This window comes from Natrinema hispanicum, from assembly GCF_900111485.1.
Lineage (GTDB): Archaea > Halobacteriota > Halobacteria > Halobacteriales > Natrialbaceae > Natrinema > Natrinema hispanicum_A.
This window is the reverse complement of record NZ_FOIC01000009.1, coordinates 88,684-105,755: the sequence shown is the minus strand read 5'-3', so window position 1 is coordinate 105,755 and position 17,072 is coordinate 88,684. Positions and strand designations below refer to the sequence as shown.

20 protein-coding genes are annotated in these 17,072 nt (G+C 64.6%); 9 read left to right on the top strand and 11 right to left on the bottom strand.

The genetic code is table 11. The annotated features are described in order from the left end of the window. Positions 1-24: 24 nt before the first annotated feature. From BSG09_RS10615 to BSG09_RS10595, 5 genes are read right to left on the bottom strand one after another with little or no spacing between them, the layout of a single operon-like run. Positions 25-477, bottom strand: coding sequence for a holo-ACP synthase (locus tag BSG09_RS10615; RefSeq protein ID WP_092932880.1), 453 nt, complete (start codon positions 475-477; stop codon positions 25-27). A 2-nt stretch (positions 478-479) separates the two neighbouring features. Continuing rightward, the gene (locus BSG09_RS10610) at positions 480-1,700 is read right to left on the bottom strand and encodes a beta-ketoacyl-[acyl-carrier-protein] synthase family protein (protein ID WP_092932877.1); all 1,221 of its coding nucleotides are present in this window, start codon (positions 1,698-1,700) and stop codon (positions 480-482) included. A gap of 1 nt (position 1,701) precedes the next feature. Continuing rightward, positions 1,702-1,947, bottom strand: coding sequence for an acyl carrier protein (locus BSG09_RS10605; RefSeq protein WP_092932946.1), 246 nt, complete (start codon positions 1,945-1,947; stop codon positions 1,702-1,704). A gap of 51 nt (positions 1,948-1,998) precedes the next feature. Further along, positions 1,999-2,970 carry a quinone oxidoreductase family protein gene (locus tag BSG09_RS10600; RefSeq protein ID WP_092932875.1) on the bottom strand — a complete coding sequence of 324 codons (972 nt, stop codon included), beginning with the start codon at positions 2,968-2,970 and terminating at the stop codon, positions 1,999-2,001. A gap of 2 nt (positions 2,971-2,972) precedes the next feature. Further along, a complete protein-coding gene (locus BSG09_RS10595; protein ID WP_092932873.1) occupies positions 2,973-3,821 on the bottom strand; it encodes a ferritin family protein in 849 nt (282 codons plus the stop codon). 137 nt (positions 3,822-3,958) lie between these two features. On the opposite strand from BSG09_RS10595, the gene BSG09_RS10590 reads away from it, so the two are divergent. The 4 genes from BSG09_RS10590 to cofG all read left to right on the top strand — a co-directional run bounded on the left by BSG09_RS10590 (position 3,959) and on the right by cofG (position 8,313). Continuing rightward, a complete protein-coding gene (locus tag BSG09_RS10590) occupies positions 3,959-4,879 on the top strand; it encodes a complex I NDUFA9 subunit family protein (RefSeq protein WP_092932871.1) in 921 nt (306 codons plus the stop codon). Positions 4,880-5,077: 198 nt separating this feature from the next. Further along, positions 5,078-6,256, top strand: coding sequence for a tubulin/FtsZ family protein (locus BSG09_RS10585; RefSeq protein ID WP_092932869.1), 1,179 nt, complete (start codon positions 5,078-5,080; stop codon positions 6,254-6,256). 136 nt (positions 6,257-6,392) lie between these two features. Continuing rightward, a complete protein-coding gene (cofC, locus tag BSG09_RS10580; RefSeq protein ID WP_092932867.1) occupies positions 6,393-7,085 on the top strand; it encodes a 2-phospho-L-lactate guanylyltransferase in 693 nt (230 codons plus the stop codon). Positions 7,086-7,146: 61 nt separating this feature from the next. After that, a complete protein-coding gene (cofG, locus tag BSG09_RS10575; protein ID WP_092932865.1) occupies positions 7,147-8,313 on the top strand; it encodes a 7,8-didemethyl-8-hydroxy-5-deazariboflavin synthase subunit CofG in 1,167 nt (388 codons plus the stop codon). On the opposite strand, the gene BSG09_RS10570 is transcribed toward cofG, so the two are convergent. The 4 genes from BSG09_RS10570 to BSG09_RS10555 form a co-directional block, all read right to left on the bottom strand. Beyond that, a complete protein-coding gene (locus tag BSG09_RS10570; protein WP_092932944.1) occupies positions 8,310-8,762 on the bottom strand; it encodes a nucleoside deaminase in 453 nt (150 codons plus the stop codon). The genes cofG and BSG09_RS10570 overlap by 4 nt on opposite strands. Positions 8,763-8,931: 169 nt before the next feature. Beyond that, positions 8,932-9,957, bottom strand: a complete 1,026-nt coding sequence (locus BSG09_RS10565; protein ID WP_092932863.1) for a DUF4350 domain-containing protein — start codon at positions 9,955-9,957, stop codon at positions 8,932-8,934. Next, the gene (locus BSG09_RS10560) at positions 9,954-10,934 is read right to left on the bottom strand and encodes a S49 family peptidase (RefSeq protein WP_394328118.1); all 981 of its coding nucleotides are present in this window, start codon (positions 10,932-10,934) and stop codon (positions 9,954-9,956) included. The genes BSG09_RS10565 and BSG09_RS10560 overlap by 4 nt, the downstream gene beginning before the upstream one ends. Before the next feature lie 35 nt (positions 10,935-10,969). Next, positions 10,970-11,185: a hypothetical protein gene (locus BSG09_RS10555; RefSeq protein ID WP_092932861.1), complete on the bottom strand. Its 216-nt coding sequence runs from the start codon at positions 11,183-11,185 to the stop codon at positions 10,970-10,972. A 140-nt stretch (positions 11,186-11,325) separates the two neighbouring features. Between BSG09_RS10555 and BSG09_RS10550 the strand changes: the two genes are divergently transcribed. After that, positions 11,326-12,093 carry a glucose 1-dehydrogenase gene (locus BSG09_RS10550; protein ID WP_092932859.1) on the top strand — a complete coding sequence of 256 codons (768 nt, stop codon included), beginning with the start codon at positions 11,326-11,328 and terminating at the stop codon, positions 12,091-12,093. Between the two features lie 65 nt (positions 12,094-12,158). Here BSG09_RS10550 and cofH read toward each other — a convergent pair whose 3' ends face one another. Then, positions 12,159-13,538: a 7,8-didemethyl-8-hydroxy-5-deazariboflavin synthase subunit CofH gene (gene cofH, locus BSG09_RS10545; RefSeq protein ID WP_092932857.1), complete on the bottom strand. Its 1,380-nt coding sequence runs from the start codon at positions 13,536-13,538 to the stop codon at positions 12,159-12,161. 190 nt (positions 13,539-13,728) lie between these two features. On the opposite strand from cofH, the gene BSG09_RS10540 reads away from it, so the two are divergent. From BSG09_RS10540 to BSG09_RS10530, 3 genes are all read left to right on the top strand, one after another. Continuing rightward, on the top strand, positions 13,729-14,748 hold the full coding sequence (locus BSG09_RS10540; protein ID WP_092932855.1) for a phosphoribosylaminoimidazolesuccinocarboxamide synthase: 1,020 nt from the start codon (positions 13,729-13,731) through the stop codon (positions 14,746-14,748). A gap of 126 nt (positions 14,749-14,874) precedes the next feature. Then, positions 14,875-15,078 (top strand): hypothetical protein, encoded by a 204-nt coding sequence (locus BSG09_RS10535; protein ID WP_092932853.1) that lies wholly within the window; start codon positions 14,875-14,877, stop codon positions 15,076-15,078. 75 nt (positions 15,079-15,153) lie between these two features. Beyond that, on the top strand, positions 15,154-15,426 hold the full coding sequence (locus BSG09_RS10530) for a MoaD/ThiS family protein (protein WP_092932851.1): 273 nt from the start codon (positions 15,154-15,156) through the stop codon (positions 15,424-15,426). A gap of 17 nt (positions 15,427-15,443) precedes the next feature. Here BSG09_RS10530 and BSG09_RS10525 read toward each other — a convergent pair whose 3' ends face one another. Further along, entirely contained in the window at positions 15,444-16,751 is a 1,308-nt protein-coding gene (locus BSG09_RS10525; RefSeq protein ID WP_092932849.1) for an acetamidase/formamidase family protein, read from the bottom strand. A 131-nt stretch (positions 16,752-16,882) separates the two neighbouring features. Between BSG09_RS10525 and BSG09_RS20815 the strand changes: the two genes are divergently transcribed. Beyond that, positions 16,883-17,053 carry a DUF7576 family protein gene (locus BSG09_RS20815; RefSeq protein WP_175542190.1) on the top strand — a complete coding sequence of 57 codons (171 nt, stop codon included), beginning with the start codon at positions 16,883-16,885 and terminating at the stop codon, positions 17,051-17,053. The last annotated feature ends 19 nt before the right edge of the window (positions 17,054-17,072 follow it).

Genomic DNA, 17,072 nt, shown 5'->3' with positions numbered 1-17,072 from the left:
AGTGCTGTGAGTCAGACGACCCGCTTAGTGGTGTCGGGTCGTCGTCCCCACGACGGTGACCGAGCCGACGGCATACCCTGCTATCTGATCGTGGCTCAGGCTGACGTCGATGTCGGCCGTTGCGAGCGAGCTACCGCGTTCCTCGAGCGTCGCAGCGAGGGCGTCGGCTGCGACGGGAGCCAGCGAGAGATGCGGACCATCATCCTGACGGTCGATTTCGATGGCGGCGGTCGGCACGCTGGGGGACGCGCCAGCGAGCGTCTTTAGAAATGCCTCCTTGGCTGCCCAGCGAGCGGCGTAATGCTGTGGTGGGTCAGCCTGCGTCTCGCAGTAGGCCTGTTCGGCCGGCGTGAACACGCGGTCGCGAAACGAGTCACCGAACTCCGCGAGCAAGTCCGCGATACGCGCGATGGCGACGATATCGACGCCATGCGTGACGATGGGATCAGAGCCGGGGACAGCTGCGTCGTCAGCCATCGTTACGGGCGCTCGAACACGAGCGCGCCGTTCGTCCCACCGAAACCGGCCGACGTACTCACGGCGACGTCGACGGCCGTCTCGCGTGGCTCGGTGACGACCGGCAGGTCACAGGCCGGATCGGGCGTCTCGTAGTTCAGCGTCGGCGGGATCGTGCCCTCTGCGATGGTCCGCGCGACGACGGCGGCCTCGATCGCACCGGCAGCGCCGAGCGCGTGCCCGAGATGGCCCTTGATACTCGTCGTCGGCGGGACGCCGGTCTCGTCGAACGCCGCCGCGAGCGCGTCGGCTTCACGGGCGTCGCCGACCGGCGTACTCGTCGCGTGGGCGTTGACGTGATCGACGGCGGCCGACTCTCTGTCGGCATCGGACAGTGCCTGCTCGAGACAGCGCCGAAGCCCGTCGCCCGATTCGGCCGGCCGCGTAGGGTGATGTGCGTCGGCGGTCCGACCGGCCCCGGTGATCGCGGCGTACGGGGTCGCGTTGCGCTCGCGAGCGTGCTCGCGTGACTCGAGGACGACGATGCCACACCCCTCCGAGAGCACGAGCCCGTCCCGATCGCTATCGAAGGGACGACTCGCCGCGGTGGGGTCGGCAGTGGTGCTGAGCGCCCGCATCGCGTCGAAGCTGCCGACGCCCAGCGGCGAGATGGCAGCGTCGGTCCCGCCGGCGACGACGACGTCGGCCCTTCCGCGCCGGATGTCGTCGGCCGCGGCTGCGATGGCGTGGGTACCCGCCGAACACGCTGTGCCCGGCGCGCGGTTCGGGCCCTTCGCATCGATCGTCATGCTGACGTGGCCGGCTGCGAGGTTCGTCAACGCGCTCACGAGAAACGACGGCGAGGGACGCGCGCCTGCCGCGGCTTCGATTTCGGACAGGCCGGCCAGTCCGGAGCCGATGCTGGTCCCGACTCGCTCGGCGTTCCAGTCGGGGCTTGCGGCATCGAAGCCGGCGTCTTCGAGTGCCTCGGCGGTTGCGGCGACGGCGAACTGGGCGTACCGGCCCATCGTCCGGTCGTCGACACGGTCGTCGGGCGCGACGGCTGCCGGTTCCGTCCCCACTTCACAGGCGATCGAGGCCCGCAGGCTGGTCTCGTCGGGGTCAAAGTGCGTTATCGGACCTGCGCCGCTCGTGCCCTCGAGCAGCCCCGTCCACGTACGCTCGACGCTCTCGCCGAGTGGTGTCACTAGTCCGAGACCGGTCACGACCACCTCGCGGCTCATCTCAGGCGCGTTCGTCGACGTACGCCGTCAGGTCGCCGACCGTCTCGAGGTCCTCGAGATCTGCATCAGGAATGTGGACGCCGACCGCCGCCTCGATGGCTTCCGCGATTTCGACCAGATCGAGCGAATCGGCATCAAGCGTCTCCCCGTCGAACGGCGTTCCGTCGTCGAACGCGTCCGAGTCGACGCGCAGTCGGTCGGCAACGATCCCTTCAACACGATCGGGTACACCCTCCGTAGCTGTCATGTGCTGTCGTTCAGCGACCGTCATCAAAACCGTCCCGGTTCTCGTCAGCCCTTATGGCTCGAGGACGACCGTGCCGACGGTCTCGCGGTCGGCAAGCGCGTCGTGAGCCTGCTCGGCGTCCGCCAGCGCAAGTGTCCGGTCGACGACGACGTCGACCTGCCCGGTGGCAACCTGGTCAACCAGCGACGGCACCGCGCCGAGGACGCGCTCGGGAACGTGTTCGAGCGCGTGCTCGAGGTGATAGCCACGAACGGATTGATTCGCGAAGAACAGCCGCGGGGTCGCGACGGTCGGCACCGACCCGCTTGCCATCCCGAACGAGACGATGCGGCCGACCGGCGCGAGCGCGTCCACGCTGGCAGCGAAGGCGTCGCCGCCGACCCCATCAATGACGAGGTCGACACCATAGCCGCCCGTCCGTTCGTGGATGGCGTCCGCAACGTCGGTGTCCGTGTAATCGATGGTGTGGTCGGCCCCAAGCTCTCGAGCCAGGTCGCGTTTCGCCGCGGTGCTTGCAGTTGCGAAGACGGTCGCCCCGGCCGCAGCGGCCAACTGGACGGCGAGCGAGCCGACACCGCCGGCCCCGGCGTGGATCAGCACCCGATCGCCGGCCGACAGCTCGCCCCACTCGTGGAGGACGTTGTGGGCGGTCAGCCCTTGGACCGGCAGGGCCGTCGCGTCGGCCCACGGGATCGAGTTTGGCATCCGGAACGTACGGTCGACGGGTGCCGTCGCGACCGTCGCATACCCGCCGGTAGACGACAGCGCGGCGACCCGGTCGCCGACCGCGAGGTCGCTCGTCGCTGGCGCGGCCGTGACGGTACCGGCGACGGCCAGCCCTGGGACGAACGGCGGCGATGGACTGTCCGGGTAGGCCCCACGGCGTTGCTCGATATCGGCGAAGTTGACGCCGGCGGCTGCGACGTCAATTGCGACCTCGTCGTCGCTCGGCGTGGGCGCGTCCCGGTCGGTGACCGTCAGCACGTCGCTGTCGCCGTATTCCGGGACTTCGACGGCTCGCATGGTCAGTCCTCGGCCGCCGGGTCGACGGCGGCTCCGCCAGGCAGTTGCTGGAGGCGGTTGCGACGCTGCTGGGCGACGAACGCGACGAGGTCGTCGCTGTCGGGGCCAGGCAGGCGATGCCACCCCATCCGTTCGACGACGGCGTCGACCAGCTCTGCAAGGCCCATGACCGTCTCCTCGACGAGCGAGCGTTCGACCGCGCCGTTCTCGAGGAGGGCCGCAAGTCGGTCCATCCCGTAGCCAACGTGGCGGCCCTCGTCTCGTCGGATGCCGCCAAACCCCTCGACCAGCCCGGGAAGCGACGGACCCTCTGTCTCCGGGCCGAACGTCGACTCGACGGCGTGAAAGCCGGTCTGGCCGAAGACACCCTCGACCGTCAGGTGGTAGTGACAGTACGCTCGAGCCCGGTTTGCAGGCGTGTCAGCCTCGAGCAGGCGGTTCATCGCCGTTTCGGTTCGGTCGAAGACGTCCTCGTAGGAGTCGGTGAACCAGCGGTCGGCCGTCGGTGCGGTCGGCTCGAGGCCTCGAGCCTCCGCTGCGGGCCTGACAGCGTCGTTCCAGTATCGCTCGAAGAAGGCAGCGTGTTTGGCCTCGTCATAGAGGTGGCTCGCGACGAATCGCTGATCGCTGTCGTCGTCGACGACCGCGGCAACCGGCACCAGATCCTCGGTGACGTGTTCCTCGCCAGCGCCGAACATAGCGAGCGTCGCGCGCAACTGCGTAAACGCGCTCCGGCTGAGGTCGGTGAGTGTTTCCCGGTCAGCCGTCAGGTCGATCGCGTACGGGTCCCAGTGGCGCTCGACTGCCTGCCTGAAGTATCGCTCCGTCGTCTCCCGCGCTTCCGGCGACATGTCAGCCCTGTTTGATCAACCCAAAAATAAGACTGCCCATCCCGGCCGGCGGTCGTGGCGCAGCGACTGGTCCAAATCGCCGCTGGCTGCATAGGTAGCCGTCCATCTATTTATCTGTGCAGGATCATCTCTTGCGTATGGAGATCCTCGTCGCCGGCGGCACCGGCTTTATCGGCACGAACCTGTGTGCGGAACTGGCCGAGCGCGGCCACGAGGTAACGGCACTGTCGCGATCGCCCGACAGTAGCGGCCTGCCAGACAGCGTCGAGACGGCGATCGGCGACGTCAGCGCCTACGACTCGATCGCCCCGACCGTCGCAGACTACGATGCCGTCGTCAATCTCGTCTCGCTGTCGCCGCTGTTCGAGCCTCCCAGCGGGACGAGCCACGAGGAAGTCAACCTCGGCGGCACCGAGAACCTCGTTCGCGCTGCCGAAGACGGCGATATCGACCGATTCCTCCAGATGAGTGCACTCGGTGCCGATCCGAACGGCGACACCGCCTACATCCGAACCAAGGGACAAGCAGAGCAGGTCGTCCGAGACTCGAGTCTCGCGTGGACGATCGTCCGCCCGTCTGTCGTCTTCGGTGACGGCGGCGAGTTCGTCGACTTCACCAAGACCCTGACGACGCCGTACGTGACGGGGTTGCCCGGCGGCGGGAAAACCCGGTTCCAACCCATCTGGGTCGGCGACCTCGTGCCGATACTGGCCGACGCGCTCGACGCCGATACCCACGTCGGCGAGACCTACGAGATCGGCGGCCCACAGGTCCTCACGCTCGCAGATGTGACGGAATTGGCCTACGAAGCCGAGGGAAAAGACGTCACGATCGTCCCGATCCCGATGGGGCTCGCCAGAGTCGGGCTCTCGGCGGCCGGTCCACTGCCGTTCGTGCCCTTCGGCCCAGATCAGGCCCGCTCGCTCGCGTTCGACAACACGGTTTCCGACAACGACGTGACCGCCTTCGGCCGCGATCCGTCGGCGCTGACGACGCTGGGTTCGTATCTCGGCCTCGAGCGGGCACCACGAGGGGCGAAACCGGCCGGCACGGCCTGATTGCGACGCCGGCAGCAGTAATAAACACCCATCAACTGATATACATAACCAGTGGTAGGTAGAACCGCATTTCGCGGGTAGATCCGGTCCGTTCGTTCTATTTAGCGTGATAGTGATGTATTCGAGAAAGTCAGCTTAGCGCAAGGTTTATATCCTCCATTGCACTGGTACCAATCCAACGGAGCCCCCTGACAAACAATGAAGCTGGCGATGATCGGATTCGGACAGGCCGGTGGCAAGATCGTCGATCGATTCCTCGAGTACGACGATCGGACGAACAGCGGAATCGTCCGCGCGGCGATTGCCGTCAACTCCGCGAAGGCGGACCTCATCGGTCTCGACAATATTCCACAGGAGAATCGCGTACTCATCGGCCAGGCCCGTGTAAAGGGCCATGGCGTGGGTGCTGACAACGAACTCGGCGCGGAAGTCGCCGAGGAGGACATCGACGAGGTTCAAAACGCCATCGACCAGATCCCGACCCACGAGGTCGACGCGTTCCTGATCGTCGCCGGCATGGGTGGCGGCACCGGTTCGGGTGGCGCACCTGTCCTCGCCAAACACCTCAAACGAATCTACACCATCCCTGTCTACGGGCTCGGCGTCCTGCCGGGCACGGATGAGGGTGGCATCTACACGCTCAACGCGGCCCGTTCGTTCCAGACGTTCGTCCGCGAGGTCGACAACCTGCTCGTCTTCGACAACGACTCCTGGCGACAGACCGGCGAATCCATGGAGGGCGGCTACGACCAGATCAACGAGGAAATCGTCCGTCGCTTTGGCATCCTCTTCGGTGCCGGCGAAGTCGGCGATGGCGAAGACGTCGCCGAGAGCGTCGTCGACTCCTCCGAGATCATCAACACGCTCTCGGGCGGCGGGGTGTCGACCGTCGGCTACGCAAGCGAGGAGGTCGAACTCAACACCAGTGGTGGGCTCCTCTCGCGGTTTACCGGCGACGATGGCGGCGACGACGGATTGGACGCCGCCAACACCACGAACCGCATCACGAGCCTCGTCCGCAAGGCCGCGCTCGGCCGACTCACACTTCCCTGTGAGATCGAAGGCACCGAGCGCGCCCTGCTCGTGCTTTCCGGTCCGTCGGAGTATCTCAACCGGAAAGGCATCGAACGCGGGCGCAAATGGCTCGAGGAGGAAACCGGCAGCATGGAAGTTCGCGGTGGCGACTTCCCACGAGAGGAACCCGAAGTTTCCGCGGCGATCCTGCTTTCGGGCGTGACGAACGTCCCGCGGATCAAGCGCCTCCAGCAGGTCGCGATCGAGGCCCAGGACAACATCGAGGACATCCAGCAAGAGAGCGAGGAGAACTTAGAGGAACTCGTCGAGGACGACGAGGACGAACTCGAACCGCTGTTCTAGACCACCATTCCGTTTTGCGGTCGACGGCCCGAGCGGCCGCACTCGTGTCGGGGGGCACGAGGCTCGAGCCGCTCAGAATCCATAGCGAACTCCGACGTGCTTTTGAGCGCGCCCGGAGTACGGCACCCACATTCAGATGCGCGTTCTGGTCCCGTTCGCCGCCGAGACGCCGAAGACTCGCCTCGAGTCCGTGCTGTCCCCGGCCGAGCGGGTGGCCTTCGCTCGCGCCATGCTCGCGGACGTCCTGCGGGCGATCGTCGAGACGGGCCACGAGCCGACGATCCTCGCGACTGCCCCGCTTGAGCTCGCCGCGCCCGGCCTCGAGCTCCCGGACGACGTCGCCACAGCAGTGTCGGTCTCGGTCGACGAGCGACCGCTGACGGACGCGGTCAACGCGCGATTGCCGGACGGCGATGCGACGACTGCAGACGCCGTCGCCGTCGTCATGGCCGACCTTGCGCTGGCGACCCCCGATGCACTCGAGCGACTCCTGACCGGCACGGCCGATGTCGCGATCGCACCAGGACGCGCAGGCGGGACGAACGCACTCGTCGTTCGCGACCCCGCGTTTACCGTCGACTATCATGGGGCTTCGTATCTCGACCACTGTGCGATCGCTCGTGAGGTCGGAGCCACCATCGAGACGATCGACTCGTTCCGGCTGGGAACGGATATCGACGAACCCGAGGATCTCGTCGAAGTGCTCGTCCACGGGCGTGAAACCGATCGTGCACTCGCCTATCTTCGGAAGGTGGGGTTCGAACTCGACGATCGTGACGGTCGAGTCGGCGTCAGACGCGACGAGCAATCGATGACGGAAACGCGATAGCCAGCGGCCCATACACCGCGAAGCCAAGCCCTTATACGCCGAGCGACGACACAGGGAGGTAATGATCCCCGGGGCAAGCGAGTACGGCGTCGAACTCACGATCGACGAGCAGGCCGTCGAGGATCTGCGTGCGGTCAGTCCGACCGACGTCGACGCGCCGTCGGAACTGACCTTCGCACGGAACGTCTTCGTGCCGCTGACGACGGCCTGTCGCTACACCTGCACCTACTGTACGTACTTCGACCCGCCGGGACAGGCTTCCCTGCTTTCGCTCGAGGACGTCCGCGAGATCTGTCGGCGTGGCGCGGACGCGGGCTGTACCGAGGCGCTGTTTACATTTGGCGACGATCCCGACGACCGCTACACCGAGATTCACGCCCAACTCGACGCGTGGGGCTACGACTCGATCCACGACTACCTCCGTGCGGCCTGTGAAGTCGCCCTCCAAGAGGGGCTGCTCCCCCATGCCAATCCGGGCGATCAGACGCGCACACAGATGGAAACTGTCGCGGACGTCAACGCCAGCATGGGCGTGATGCTCGAGACGACTGCCGATGTCGATGCGCATGCCGGCCCGCGCCAGAAGGAACCAGGACAGCGACTACGGACCATCCGGAACGCGGGCGAACTCGATGTCGCGTTTACGACCGGGATTCTGGTGGGGATCGGCGAGACCTGGCGCGACCGCGCCGAGAGCCTGCTCGCAATCTGCAAGTTGCACGAGCGCTACGATCACATTCAGGAGGTGATCGTCCAGCCGGTCGTGGACAACGAGCGCTGGGCTGACGGTTCGCCCGACCTCGAGACGATGCGTCGCGTGACGGCGATGGCCCGCGCAGCCTTGCCCGACGAAATCTCGGTGCAGGTGCCGCCGAACCTCGCCCCCGCGAAAGACCTGATCGACTGTGGCGTCGACGATTTAGGTGGTGTCTCGCCGGTCACCGACGATCACATCAATCCAGAGTACGCATGGCCCGCGCTGCGCGAACTCGAGGAGATCGCCGCGCACGCAGACGTCCCGCTCGGCGAGCGATTGCCCGTCTACGAGCGGTTTCTGCCAGCTGACCTGCGGCCGGACGGGTGCGATGGTACCGCCGCCGAGGGTGCAGATGGCGACGATCGGGTGTGGCTATCGCCACCGATTCGGGACGCGCTCACAGCCGACGACCCGGCAGGCGAGCGCTATCGTGCGGTGCTTCGCGACGAGACGACAGCGCGTTCGGATTAAAAATAGGCCTCGTGGACTGCGAGTCCCTCGTCCTCGAGCACCGGCCCCTCGACGGTCGTCTCACTGTCACTTCGGTCGACGACTTCTGCGCAGGGAATCTCGATCACGTCGTCGGATCGCACGTCCGCAAGCGAGTCGACGGACACGCTGTAAACGACCCGGTCGAGCCCCGCGTAGACGATCGCGCTCGCACACATCGGGCACGGCTCCGTGCTGGTATACATCGTACACGCCGCACGCTCGCGTGGCTCGAGTTCCGTCGCGGCCCAGCTGGCTAGTTTGAACTCCGGGTGGGCGGCGATGTCGTCGTCGGTCAGCGTCGTGTTCTCGGCCGTTCTGACGATCTCGTCCTCGACGACGAGCAGGGATCCGAAGGGTGTGTTGCCGCTTTCGACTGCCGATTCCGCGAGGCCGATCGTCCGCCGCACGTACGACTCGTCGCTTGCCATGCCAGTTCGTCGGCTGCCGCCACTGATACGGCTTGCTGTACTATCGACCGCGCCGTTTCTGCTGTCGGAACCACCGACTCTCATGCGCGTACGATCGCACGGACCGGCAGCGATCGAGACCGCTTCGCTCACTCGAGTCGTCAAAAAAGCGGCAACGGAGTGGTCTCGGCTACGTGCTCGGCATTTGCGGTGGACTGGATCCCGCCTTCATGCCAGTGTCACTGGATTCCACCTTCATGCCAGTGTCACGCTCAGCATTCGCCTCCTCGGGAGCGCCGGACACTTTCTCACCGCTCACGAGGAACTCGAGGATGTTGCTGATCAGGACGTCGTTGTCAGCACGGTTGTAGTTCGTACTGGACATGAAGCCGGGATCGCCGACTGCGATCGCGTTCCCGCTCCGTGCAAAGACGCTGTACGCTCCCGTCTCTCGGGTTTCGGAGTGTTCCGTTCCCTCGAGCGTCGTGAGGAGGGTCTGCCCGTCTGCGACGACCGGCGTTGGGCCGTCGAAGACGACGCGGTTAACGCCGTCGGTCAGCTCGGAGTCGGTCGACGGGGTTGCGTAGATCGTCTGGAAGTTGTTCGCATACTCCTCCATGTTGTAGAGGTAGCCAGTGTCGTAGGCGATGCCCACAGGCGAGGTGACGGCAGCGAACTCGTCGCCGGTCGGCTGGGTGCCGCCGAGCAGTCCGAGCAGTCCACCGAGGCCACTCGAGTCAGGACCGGCAGCGAACAGGACGCGGCCGCCGGCATCGGCGAACGCGCTCACGCCAGCTGCTTCTTCGGCGGTGTAGCGCGTTTCGGGTTCGACGACGATCAGCGCGTCGGCACCACGGAGCGTTTTGTTCAAGTCTGCGGCAGGATCACTGTCGAACTCGTCCGACGCTTCGTGATACTGCACGGTGTGACCACCCGCGGTTAGCGCGGAGACGACTGGCTCGAGGGTTTCCTCGGAGACGTCGTTCGAGTGGGCGACGTCGATCACGATGGTCTTTGACTCGCCGTTGTCATCGTAGGAGATCGTCCCGTTGCGGTCGACTGTCGGCGCGTCGATCGCGCTCGGCTGGAACTGTTGTTGATCGACCGTCGGTTGTGCTGTCATCCCATGGTTGGTAACGAGTCCGGCCGCACCCACGCTGGCGACGGTGACGAACACGACGGTAACGAAGACGACGAGCCGAGAGCGGACGTTCATGGGCGATCACCCCCAGTCTCGTTGGCCACGGGGCGCTCGAGTTCGGTCGCGGCGATGACCCGTTCGTTGTCGACCGATCCCCATAGCGCGAGGAACGTCGGTGTATTGACGGCACCGTACCGGCCGAAGGTCTGCGGATGAACGGCGGACGCCTCCGGGCGGTCACCGTTCTCACTGCCGAGGATCAACGAAATGCCGGAGCGCGGTTCGCTCTCCATTTCGACGGTATCGTAGTCTTTGAGGCCGGCCATGTCCGCAGCCGTCCCGATTGCGACTTCGGTATCACCGATATCATCTGCGAGTCCGTTCTCGACGCTTTTGGTGCCGGTGTAGACCTTCGCGTACGCCAGTTCCGTCTCTGAAAGAGTCAACTCGTCGCCACGGTGCTCGATGACGGTGCCGACAAACGCCTGACGCATCATCTCAACCTGTGCCTTGTACTCGGCTTCGGTGCCGCCGGTGTTCTTGTCGGGCCCAGTCGTGATTTGCTCGTCCGTCGGCGGCACGTCGAAGTACGTCGCCCGAACGCCGATGCTACCGACGATCGAGCCCGGCTTGACGTAGATTTCGTCACTCGGCGCAATCATGTAATACCCGCCCGAGGCGGCCGTCGAGTCGACGCTCGTAACGACGGGCATCTCTTCAGCGGTGCGTTCGACAGCGAGGTATAACCCCTCGCTCACACTGACACCACCACCGGGGCTGTCGACATCCAGCACGACCGCACTGATCGAGTCGTTCTGTCGTGCCTCTTGGAGGTCGTCCGTGATTCGCTCGGCGGACGATTCGGTGAGTGTCGAATCGACTTCGACTACGGCAACTGTTCCGTCGGGATTGCTCGTCGTCCCCCAGACGATCGGTGCCAGACTGGCACTGACGAGGAGGGCAACGACGACGACCGTCACGTATGACTTCGCGACGGTCCCCAGCAGGTTTCGCAGGGACGCAAGTGTTGGATTTATATCACAACGCCACATACTTTTCAAATTACATTATATAACATATTCTATTTCTAATCGCTTTGTCGGATGATGATACCACTGGCCGTAGACCGCCGTCCAAACGGCGGGTGGGTTCTGCGTGGAACGTCGATCAATCTCGTGTTCTCGACCATCCGAACGACCGTGTCGTCGACGACGAGCAGCGAGTTAGACGGCGTGGTGCCGCGTTCGATAGCCGATTCGGCGCGGTCGATCGTCCATCGAACGGACGATTCGTCGGTGAGCATAGCAGCCGTTCGGTCGCTTGACCGGGAGCGTCCCCTCGAGATCATGCTCCCCAGTGACGAGACGTGCCGGGACCCGACTTCCAGCACCGATCTCCGCAAGCGGTCGGGCTAACTTCGTTCAAGAAGATGAAATGACTGCTATGGTACAGTACGATTTCGACGGGACAACCGCCGTTGTAACGGGAGCAGCGTCCGGAATCGGACGACAAACGGCGCTCGAGTTCGCTCGCCACGGTGCGTCCGTGGTCGTGGCAGACGTAGACGACAACGGCGCGGCGGAAACCGTCGACTTGATCGCGGACGGCGGCGGTGAGGCGGTCGCGGTCCACACCGACGTGACCGAAATGAGTGATGTCGAGCGGATGGTCGAAACCGCCGTCGACGAGTTCGGCAGTCTTGACTATGCGGTCAACAACGCTGGGGTCGGCGGCGCACAGGAACCGACCGGCGACCTCGACGAAGCCGACTGGGAGCGCATCGTCGACATCAATCTCAACGGCGTCTGGCGATCGCTCAGTGCCGAGGTCGATCACATGGTCGGCCAAGACGGCGGCGTGATCGTGAACATGGCGTCCGTCCTCGGACACGTCGGCTTCCAGAATGCGTCGGCATACGTGGCAGCTAAACACGGGGTCCTCGGCCTGACAAAGACGGCAGCGTGGGAGTATGCCGACGACGATATCCGCGTCAACGCCGTCTGTCCCGGATTCATTGAAACGAATATGTTGGAAGAGGGCGGCATCACGTCGGACGAGCAACTCCGCCAGGAGATCGCGGGCCGACACTCACAGAACCGACTCGGCGAACCGGAAGAGATCGCGGCGGCTGTCGTCTGGCTCTGTTCCGACGCTGCCTCCTTTACAAACGGGGAGCCGTTAACCGTCGATAGCGGCTACCGCGGCATCTAACCTGCCGTCGGTCTCTTTCGTATCGTTGCGGCCGTCACCGACTCGTCACAGCGCCTCCGCGGATCTCACTTGGCAGACCGGGTCGCCCGCGTTTCGCGTTCCTCGCGAGTTAGCAACGGCGTTCCATCCGCGTTCGGCCCGAGACGTGGCCCAAAGGGCGGCTCGTCCGGATCGATGACCCGTCGCGTCTCGTAGTCGGTCGAACGCTCGACGGGAACCCGGCCGATCGAGGTGATCATCTCGACGTAATCAGAAAAGGACCGAAACTCACCGTAGCCGCCGCCGGCGCGTTTGGTGATCTCCTCGGAGAGGATCGTCCCCATGTAGTCGTCGGCACCGCAGTTGAGCAGCTTCAGCCCGTGCTCGTCGCCATACTTGACCCACGAAGACTGAATGTGCTCGATGTTGTCCAAAAAGAGCCTCGAGACGGCGATAATCAGTTCGTCCTCGTCGGTGCTCGCGCCGCCTGCGACCACGTCGTGTTCGTAAAGCGGTGTGTTCTGGTGGATAAAGGACAGCGGGACGAATTCTGTGATCGCGCCGGTCCGATCCTGCAGTTCGCGGACGCGTTGCAGGTGCATCGCGCGGTGGGCCTCGTTCTCGACGTGGCCGTACATGATCGTCGCCGTCATGTCGAACCCGACGCTGGCAGCGGCTTCCATAGCCTCGAGCCAGCCGTCGGTGCTGATCTTGCCGGGGCAGATCACCTCGCGGACTTCCTCGACGAGGATTTCCGCGGCGGTGCCGGGAACCGTATCGAGTCCCGCCGCCTGCAGCCGGCTGTAGACCTCCTCGTAATCCCAGTCGGTGCCCCGCCGGGCGTGATAGGCCTCCTCGGGAGTCATCGAGTGAACGTGGACGTCGTCGACGCTCATCGCCGCGATCTGGTTCGTATAGGTTCCAGGGCTGGTCTCGTATGCTTCGGGTGGCTTGTAGTTGATTTCCTTCGGGTTCGGATGGGCCTCGAGGATTTCCCGGTGGTCGTCGTCGAGCGCGAACGCGGGGTGGAGACCCGATACCGACGTGACCTCGTAGATGCCGCGCTCGACGGCATCGGCGACGATTTCACGTGACTCCGCTGGCGTTTTCGTAAAGCCTGCTGTTTCGATCTCGGTCTCGCGTTCGAAGGTGTGGGCGGCGTCTTTGAAGTTACAGAACAGACAGCCCACGTTACAGGCCGTCGTGACGTTGTTGTTCAGGTTCGCGATGAAGGTGACCTCCTCGCCGACGACCTCAGCGCGTCGGCGGTCGGCTGCCTCGAGGACGCGTTCCTTGCGCCGACGGTCGATCCCCTCGCTGTCGGTTCCCGTCGTGAGCAATTCGATGGCGTCGTCAACTGTGAGTCGGTCGCCGTCGCGTGCCCTCGCCAGTGCGTTCTCGAATGACTGGTCAGTTTCGGGAACGTGTTCGAACTCGAGATCGGCCTCGGTCACCGGTCGCTCCATCGGCATAGCAATGCCTGCACAGCGAGAAAAGGGTGATGGATCCGGTAGTGCGCCTGTTCGCGGGCGTCCTCGCATCGGTTTCCGACGATAGCAGCGCCGGTGGGCAACACGATACTGAAACCTTCTTACCGTCCGGCCACCCCAACTTGGATATGAACTGCGGCGACGGACACGTGCTGGGGTGTCTCGAATGACGAGCGTCAAAGAGTTCCGCATCGAGGAGGACGCGACCGAGGACGACCTCGGTCGAGGTTCGTTCGTCTTCACCGACGACTACTCGGTGTTCGACTGGGGGAAGATGCCCGACCAAATCCCACAGAAGGGCGCGACCCTCTGTACGATGGGCGCGTTCAACTTCGAACTGCTCGAGAGCGAGGGCGTCCCGACCCACTACCGTGGCGTCGTCGAGAACGGCGACGTCGTCCCGCTCGAGGAGGCGTCCCATCCGCCCTGGGAGATGGCCATCGATCTCACGCAGGTGCCGGATCTGCCCCACGAGGGCCGTGAGTATGACTACGACCACTACCACGAGGCAGCCGGCGAGAACTACCTCGTTCCGCTCGAGATCGTCTTCCGCAACCGGGTCCCCGTCGGCTCGAGTCTGCGCCGTCGGACCGATCCCGCAGACCACGACCTCGAGTTCGAAAGCTGGCCCGACGAAGCCGTCGACCTCGATGAGCCGATCGTCGAATTCTCCACGAAATACGAGGAGGGCGACCGCTATCTCGACCATGCGGAGGCCGACGCCATCGCCGGTGTGGCCGACATCGACGAGCTCGAGGCAATCGCTCGCGAGGTCAACCGGATCATCACCGAGCAGGCCGAATCGGCAGGCCTGGTCCATGAGGACGGCAAGATCGAGTGCCTCTATTATCAGGGCGAGATCCGCGTCGCCGACGTCGTCGGCACGTTCGACGAGAACCGCTTTAGCTACGAGGGCACCCAACTCTCGAAAGAGGTGCTGCGCCAGTACCACAAGCGCACCCAGCCCGACTGGGTCGAAGCCGTCGACGCCGCGAAAGCCGAGGCCAAACAGGAGGACATCGCCGACTGGAAGTCGCTCTGCGAGGAGGATCCCGACCCGCTCGCAGAGGAGGTCCTCGAGACCGCCCGCGACATGTACTGTGCAGGCGCGAACGCCTACACCGGTCAAGAGTTCTTCGACGCGCCGCCACTCTCGAGTGCGATCGGGGCGGTCCAGCGCCTCTAGACCGCATCCCGATCGCCGCCACGGGCAACCGTGACTGCGAGCCGATTCGGGCGTGTCTCGTTTTCTCATACGGCAAAGGACAGCAAGCCACATATGGCAGGCTCGAGAATAGTCGTCCGAGCACAGATGATACCCGCTAGTGGAGTCGCTGCGAGTATCGTCTCGTTCAGTCTCACCACCGGGATTGCCACTGCCGCTGGCACCATGGTGGTGCTGTCCGTCCTCGCGATGATCGCGTTCGCCGCCATGTCGGCGTTCTCGTCGACGTGGGTCGGTCGGTCGGACATGGCGTCAGCCGCTGACGCTGACACTGCATCGGGCGACGAATAGAGGTGGCCACCACTCGTCGGGCGTCGCCGATGAGGGCGTGGACACGCTCTTGTCCATCCACGGTCACTCTCACTCATGGAGACCACAGTCACTGTATACGGTCCCCTGCGCAGCGCGACCGGTGCGAAGACGGTCACACTCGAGTGGGCCGGCGGGACGGCCGCCGACGCCGTCGCGGCGTTCGCCGACGCGTATCCGCGCGCTGAGCAGTACCTCTACGACGGCGACCAACTCCGACCGAGTGTCAGGGTCTCGATCGATGGCGAGCGCATCGACCTCGTAACGCGGGTACCCGAGGACGCGTCGCTGACGGTGGTGCCTGCGGTGCAGGGTGGCTCGCGAGAATAAATCCGGACAAGCGACGACTACAGCCCGTACTGCTCGCGGACCAGATGGTCGATGCCGCGTTCCTCGAGCACGGCCAGCGGCGCGAGCATGTCGAGTTGTACGACGCCGGGGAGCCGGCCGATCTGGACGCCGCCGGTGAACGTACACCGCGAGCGGACCTCGCCTTCGCTCATGTCCAGCAGGTCTGTCGCACGATCGAAGGCGTTCTGTGTGGCGTCGTTGACCGTCGCGCCGGAGCCGATCACCTGAATCGGTCCCATGTCTTCCTCGACGTCGACACCGTGTTCTGCGCCGAGATGGCGGCCCGTCTCGCGCTCTTCATCGCTGTAGGGTTTGCTGATAAAGGGCAGGTCCTCCTCGGGAGGCAGGAGGATCGGCCCATCGAGCTCGAGTCCGTCGATGATCTCCACATCCATCCGCACGGTGCCACTGACGTCGGTCGTGTGCAGGGAGAGTTCGCCGTCACCCTGGTTGGCGTGGAGGTCGCCGACGTAGATCCCCGCGCCGTCGACCTTGACAGGACAGATGAGCGTCGCGCCCGGCCGGACCTGCGGGATGTCCATGTGACCGTCGGTGCGTGCCTCGAGTTCTTCTTCGCTCTCGAGGCCGTAGTCGTGGTCGGCTCCGATGAGGAACTGGCCGAAGTCGCCGGCGTTGTGCGAGTCGGGCATCGTAATGGGTGGCGTCGTCCCGATGTTTCCGATAAAGGGGCGCAGCCGTCCCAGCGTGCCAGGCATCTCGCCGGGTTCGTACAGCAGGATTGGGTGCTGACGGGAGTTCTCGGGGATGTCCATCACTTCGGCGGCGTCGTTGGCGAGTTCGTGGGCACCGTCCTCGTCGAGTGTGATCCCGACGGTGTGGTCGTCGTCGAAGGCGACGGTATAGCCGTACTCGAAACCGAACGAAGAGGCGTTCGCACCACATTCGGCGCACTTGATCGCGTCCTCTCCGGTGCCTTCAACGATCGAGTCAGGCCACTCGGTGCCACACTCTGGACAGCGGTGGTCGACGAACGGATCGTCGCCAAAAGCATCTTCGCGTTCGGCCATCGACCCCGTACTCGTGGCCATGCTCGTGACCGTCATGTCCCGGATGTGAATCGCGACGGCGTCACCGACCGATGCCCCCTCAACGCGCACCGGACGAGTGACTTCGTGGCCCCCGTGAAACTCGGGGGTGATCATCGGCCCCCAGCAACCCGGTGGCGTATACGTCTCGATCGTCCCGCCATCCGCGACGGTCCCTGCCCACTCCTGATCCGGCCCGACGAGGCCGAGCGTGTACTGGTCGACGGATAGTTCCTGTTGAACCTCTTGTTGTGACATACCAACCCATAGTTCGACACTGACGGCGATAAGACTGCTGCCCACACCCCTCGAGTCGCGACTGGACTGTCACGACCGGGTGGCCGACAAAATAGGGTCGTTCAAGTGAGGGTCACGCCATCTGTCAGCCAATGATCGACTCGCTCGACGAGGAGCCACCCGAGTGTCGACAGTGTGGGTGGTCGGTGGAACCGGCATCCGAACGGCGCGTCGTGACGACCGTCGAAGACGGAACCGCCGTTCACCGCCACTTCTGTAGCACGGAGTGTCTCGAGCGCTGGGAACCACCGGCGTCGGACTGAGACCGGTTGCTGTCACTGC

What these genes read in the sequence shown, in the direction of transcription:
- BSG09_RS10615 (WP_092932880.1), bottom strand. Translation starts at nt 477, where the DNA reads ATGGCTGACGACGCAGCTGTCCCCGGCTCTGATCCCATCGTCACGCAT.
- BSG09_RS10610 (WP_092932877.1), bottom strand. Translation starts at nt 1,700, where the DNA reads ATGAGCCGCGAGGTGGTCGTGACCGGTCTCGGACTAGTGACACCACTC.
- BSG09_RS10605 (WP_092932946.1), bottom strand. Translation starts at nt 1,947, where the DNA reads ATGACAGCTACGGAGGGTGTACCCGATCGTGTTGAAGGGATCGTTGCC.
- BSG09_RS10600 (WP_092932875.1), bottom strand. Translation starts at nt 2,970, where the DNA reads ATGCGAGCCGTCGAAGTCCCGGAATACGGCGACAGCGACGTGCTGACG.
- BSG09_RS10595 (WP_092932873.1), bottom strand. Translation starts at nt 3,821, where the DNA reads ATGTCGCCGGAAGCGCGGGAGACGACGGAGCGATACTTCAGGCAGGCA.
- BSG09_RS10590 (WP_092932871.1), top strand. Translation starts at nt 3,959, where the DNA reads ATGGAGATCCTCGTCGCCGGCGGCACCGGCTTTATCGGCACGAACCTG.
- BSG09_RS10585 (WP_092932869.1), top strand. Translation starts at nt 5,078, where the DNA reads ATGAAGCTGGCGATGATCGGATTCGGACAGGCCGGTGGCAAGATCGTC.
- cofC (WP_092932867.1), top strand. Translation starts at nt 6,393, where the DNA reads ATGCGCGTTCTGGTCCCGTTCGCCGCCGAGACGCCGAAGACTCGCCTC.
- cofG (WP_092932865.1), top strand. Translation starts at nt 7,147, where the DNA reads ATGATCCCCGGGGCAAGCGAGTACGGCGTCGAACTCACGATCGACGAG.
- BSG09_RS10570 (WP_092932944.1), bottom strand. Translation starts at nt 8,762, where the DNA reads ATGGCAAGCGACGAGTCGTACGTGCGGCGGACGATCGGCCTCGCGGAA.
- BSG09_RS10565 (WP_092932863.1), bottom strand. Translation starts at nt 9,957, where the DNA reads ATGAACGTCCGCTCTCGGCTCGTCGTCTTCGTTACCGTCGTGTTCGTC.
- BSG09_RS10560 (WP_394328118.1), bottom strand. Translation starts at nt 10,934, where the DNA reads ATGTGGCGTTGTGATATAAATCCAACACTTGCGTCCCTGCGAAACCTG.
- BSG09_RS10555 (WP_092932861.1), bottom strand. Translation starts at nt 11,185, where the DNA reads ATGCTCACCGACGAATCGTCCGTTCGATGGACGATCGACCGCGCCGAA.
- BSG09_RS10550 (WP_092932859.1), top strand. Translation starts at nt 11,326, where the DNA reads ATGGTACAGTACGATTTCGACGGGACAACCGCCGTTGTAACGGGAGCA.
- cofH (WP_092932857.1), bottom strand. Translation starts at nt 13,538, where the DNA reads ATGGAGCGACCGGTGACCGAGGCCGATCTCGAGTTCGAACACGTTCCC.
- BSG09_RS10540 (WP_092932855.1), top strand. Translation starts at nt 13,729, where the DNA reads ATGACGAGCGTCAAAGAGTTCCGCATCGAGGAGGACGCGACCGAGGAC.
- BSG09_RS10535 (WP_092932853.1), top strand. Translation starts at nt 14,875, where the DNA reads ATGATACCCGCTAGTGGAGTCGCTGCGAGTATCGTCTCGTTCAGTCTC.
- BSG09_RS10530 (WP_092932851.1), top strand. Translation starts at nt 15,154, where the DNA reads ATGGAGACCACAGTCACTGTATACGGTCCCCTGCGCAGCGCGACCGGT.
- BSG09_RS10525 (WP_092932849.1), bottom strand. Translation starts at nt 16,751, where the DNA reads ATGTCACAACAAGAGGTTCAACAGGAACTATCCGTCGACCAGTACACG.
- BSG09_RS20815 (WP_175542190.1), top strand. Translation starts at nt 16,883, where the DNA reads ATGATCGACTCGCTCGACGAGGAGCCACCCGAGTGTCGACAGTGTGGG.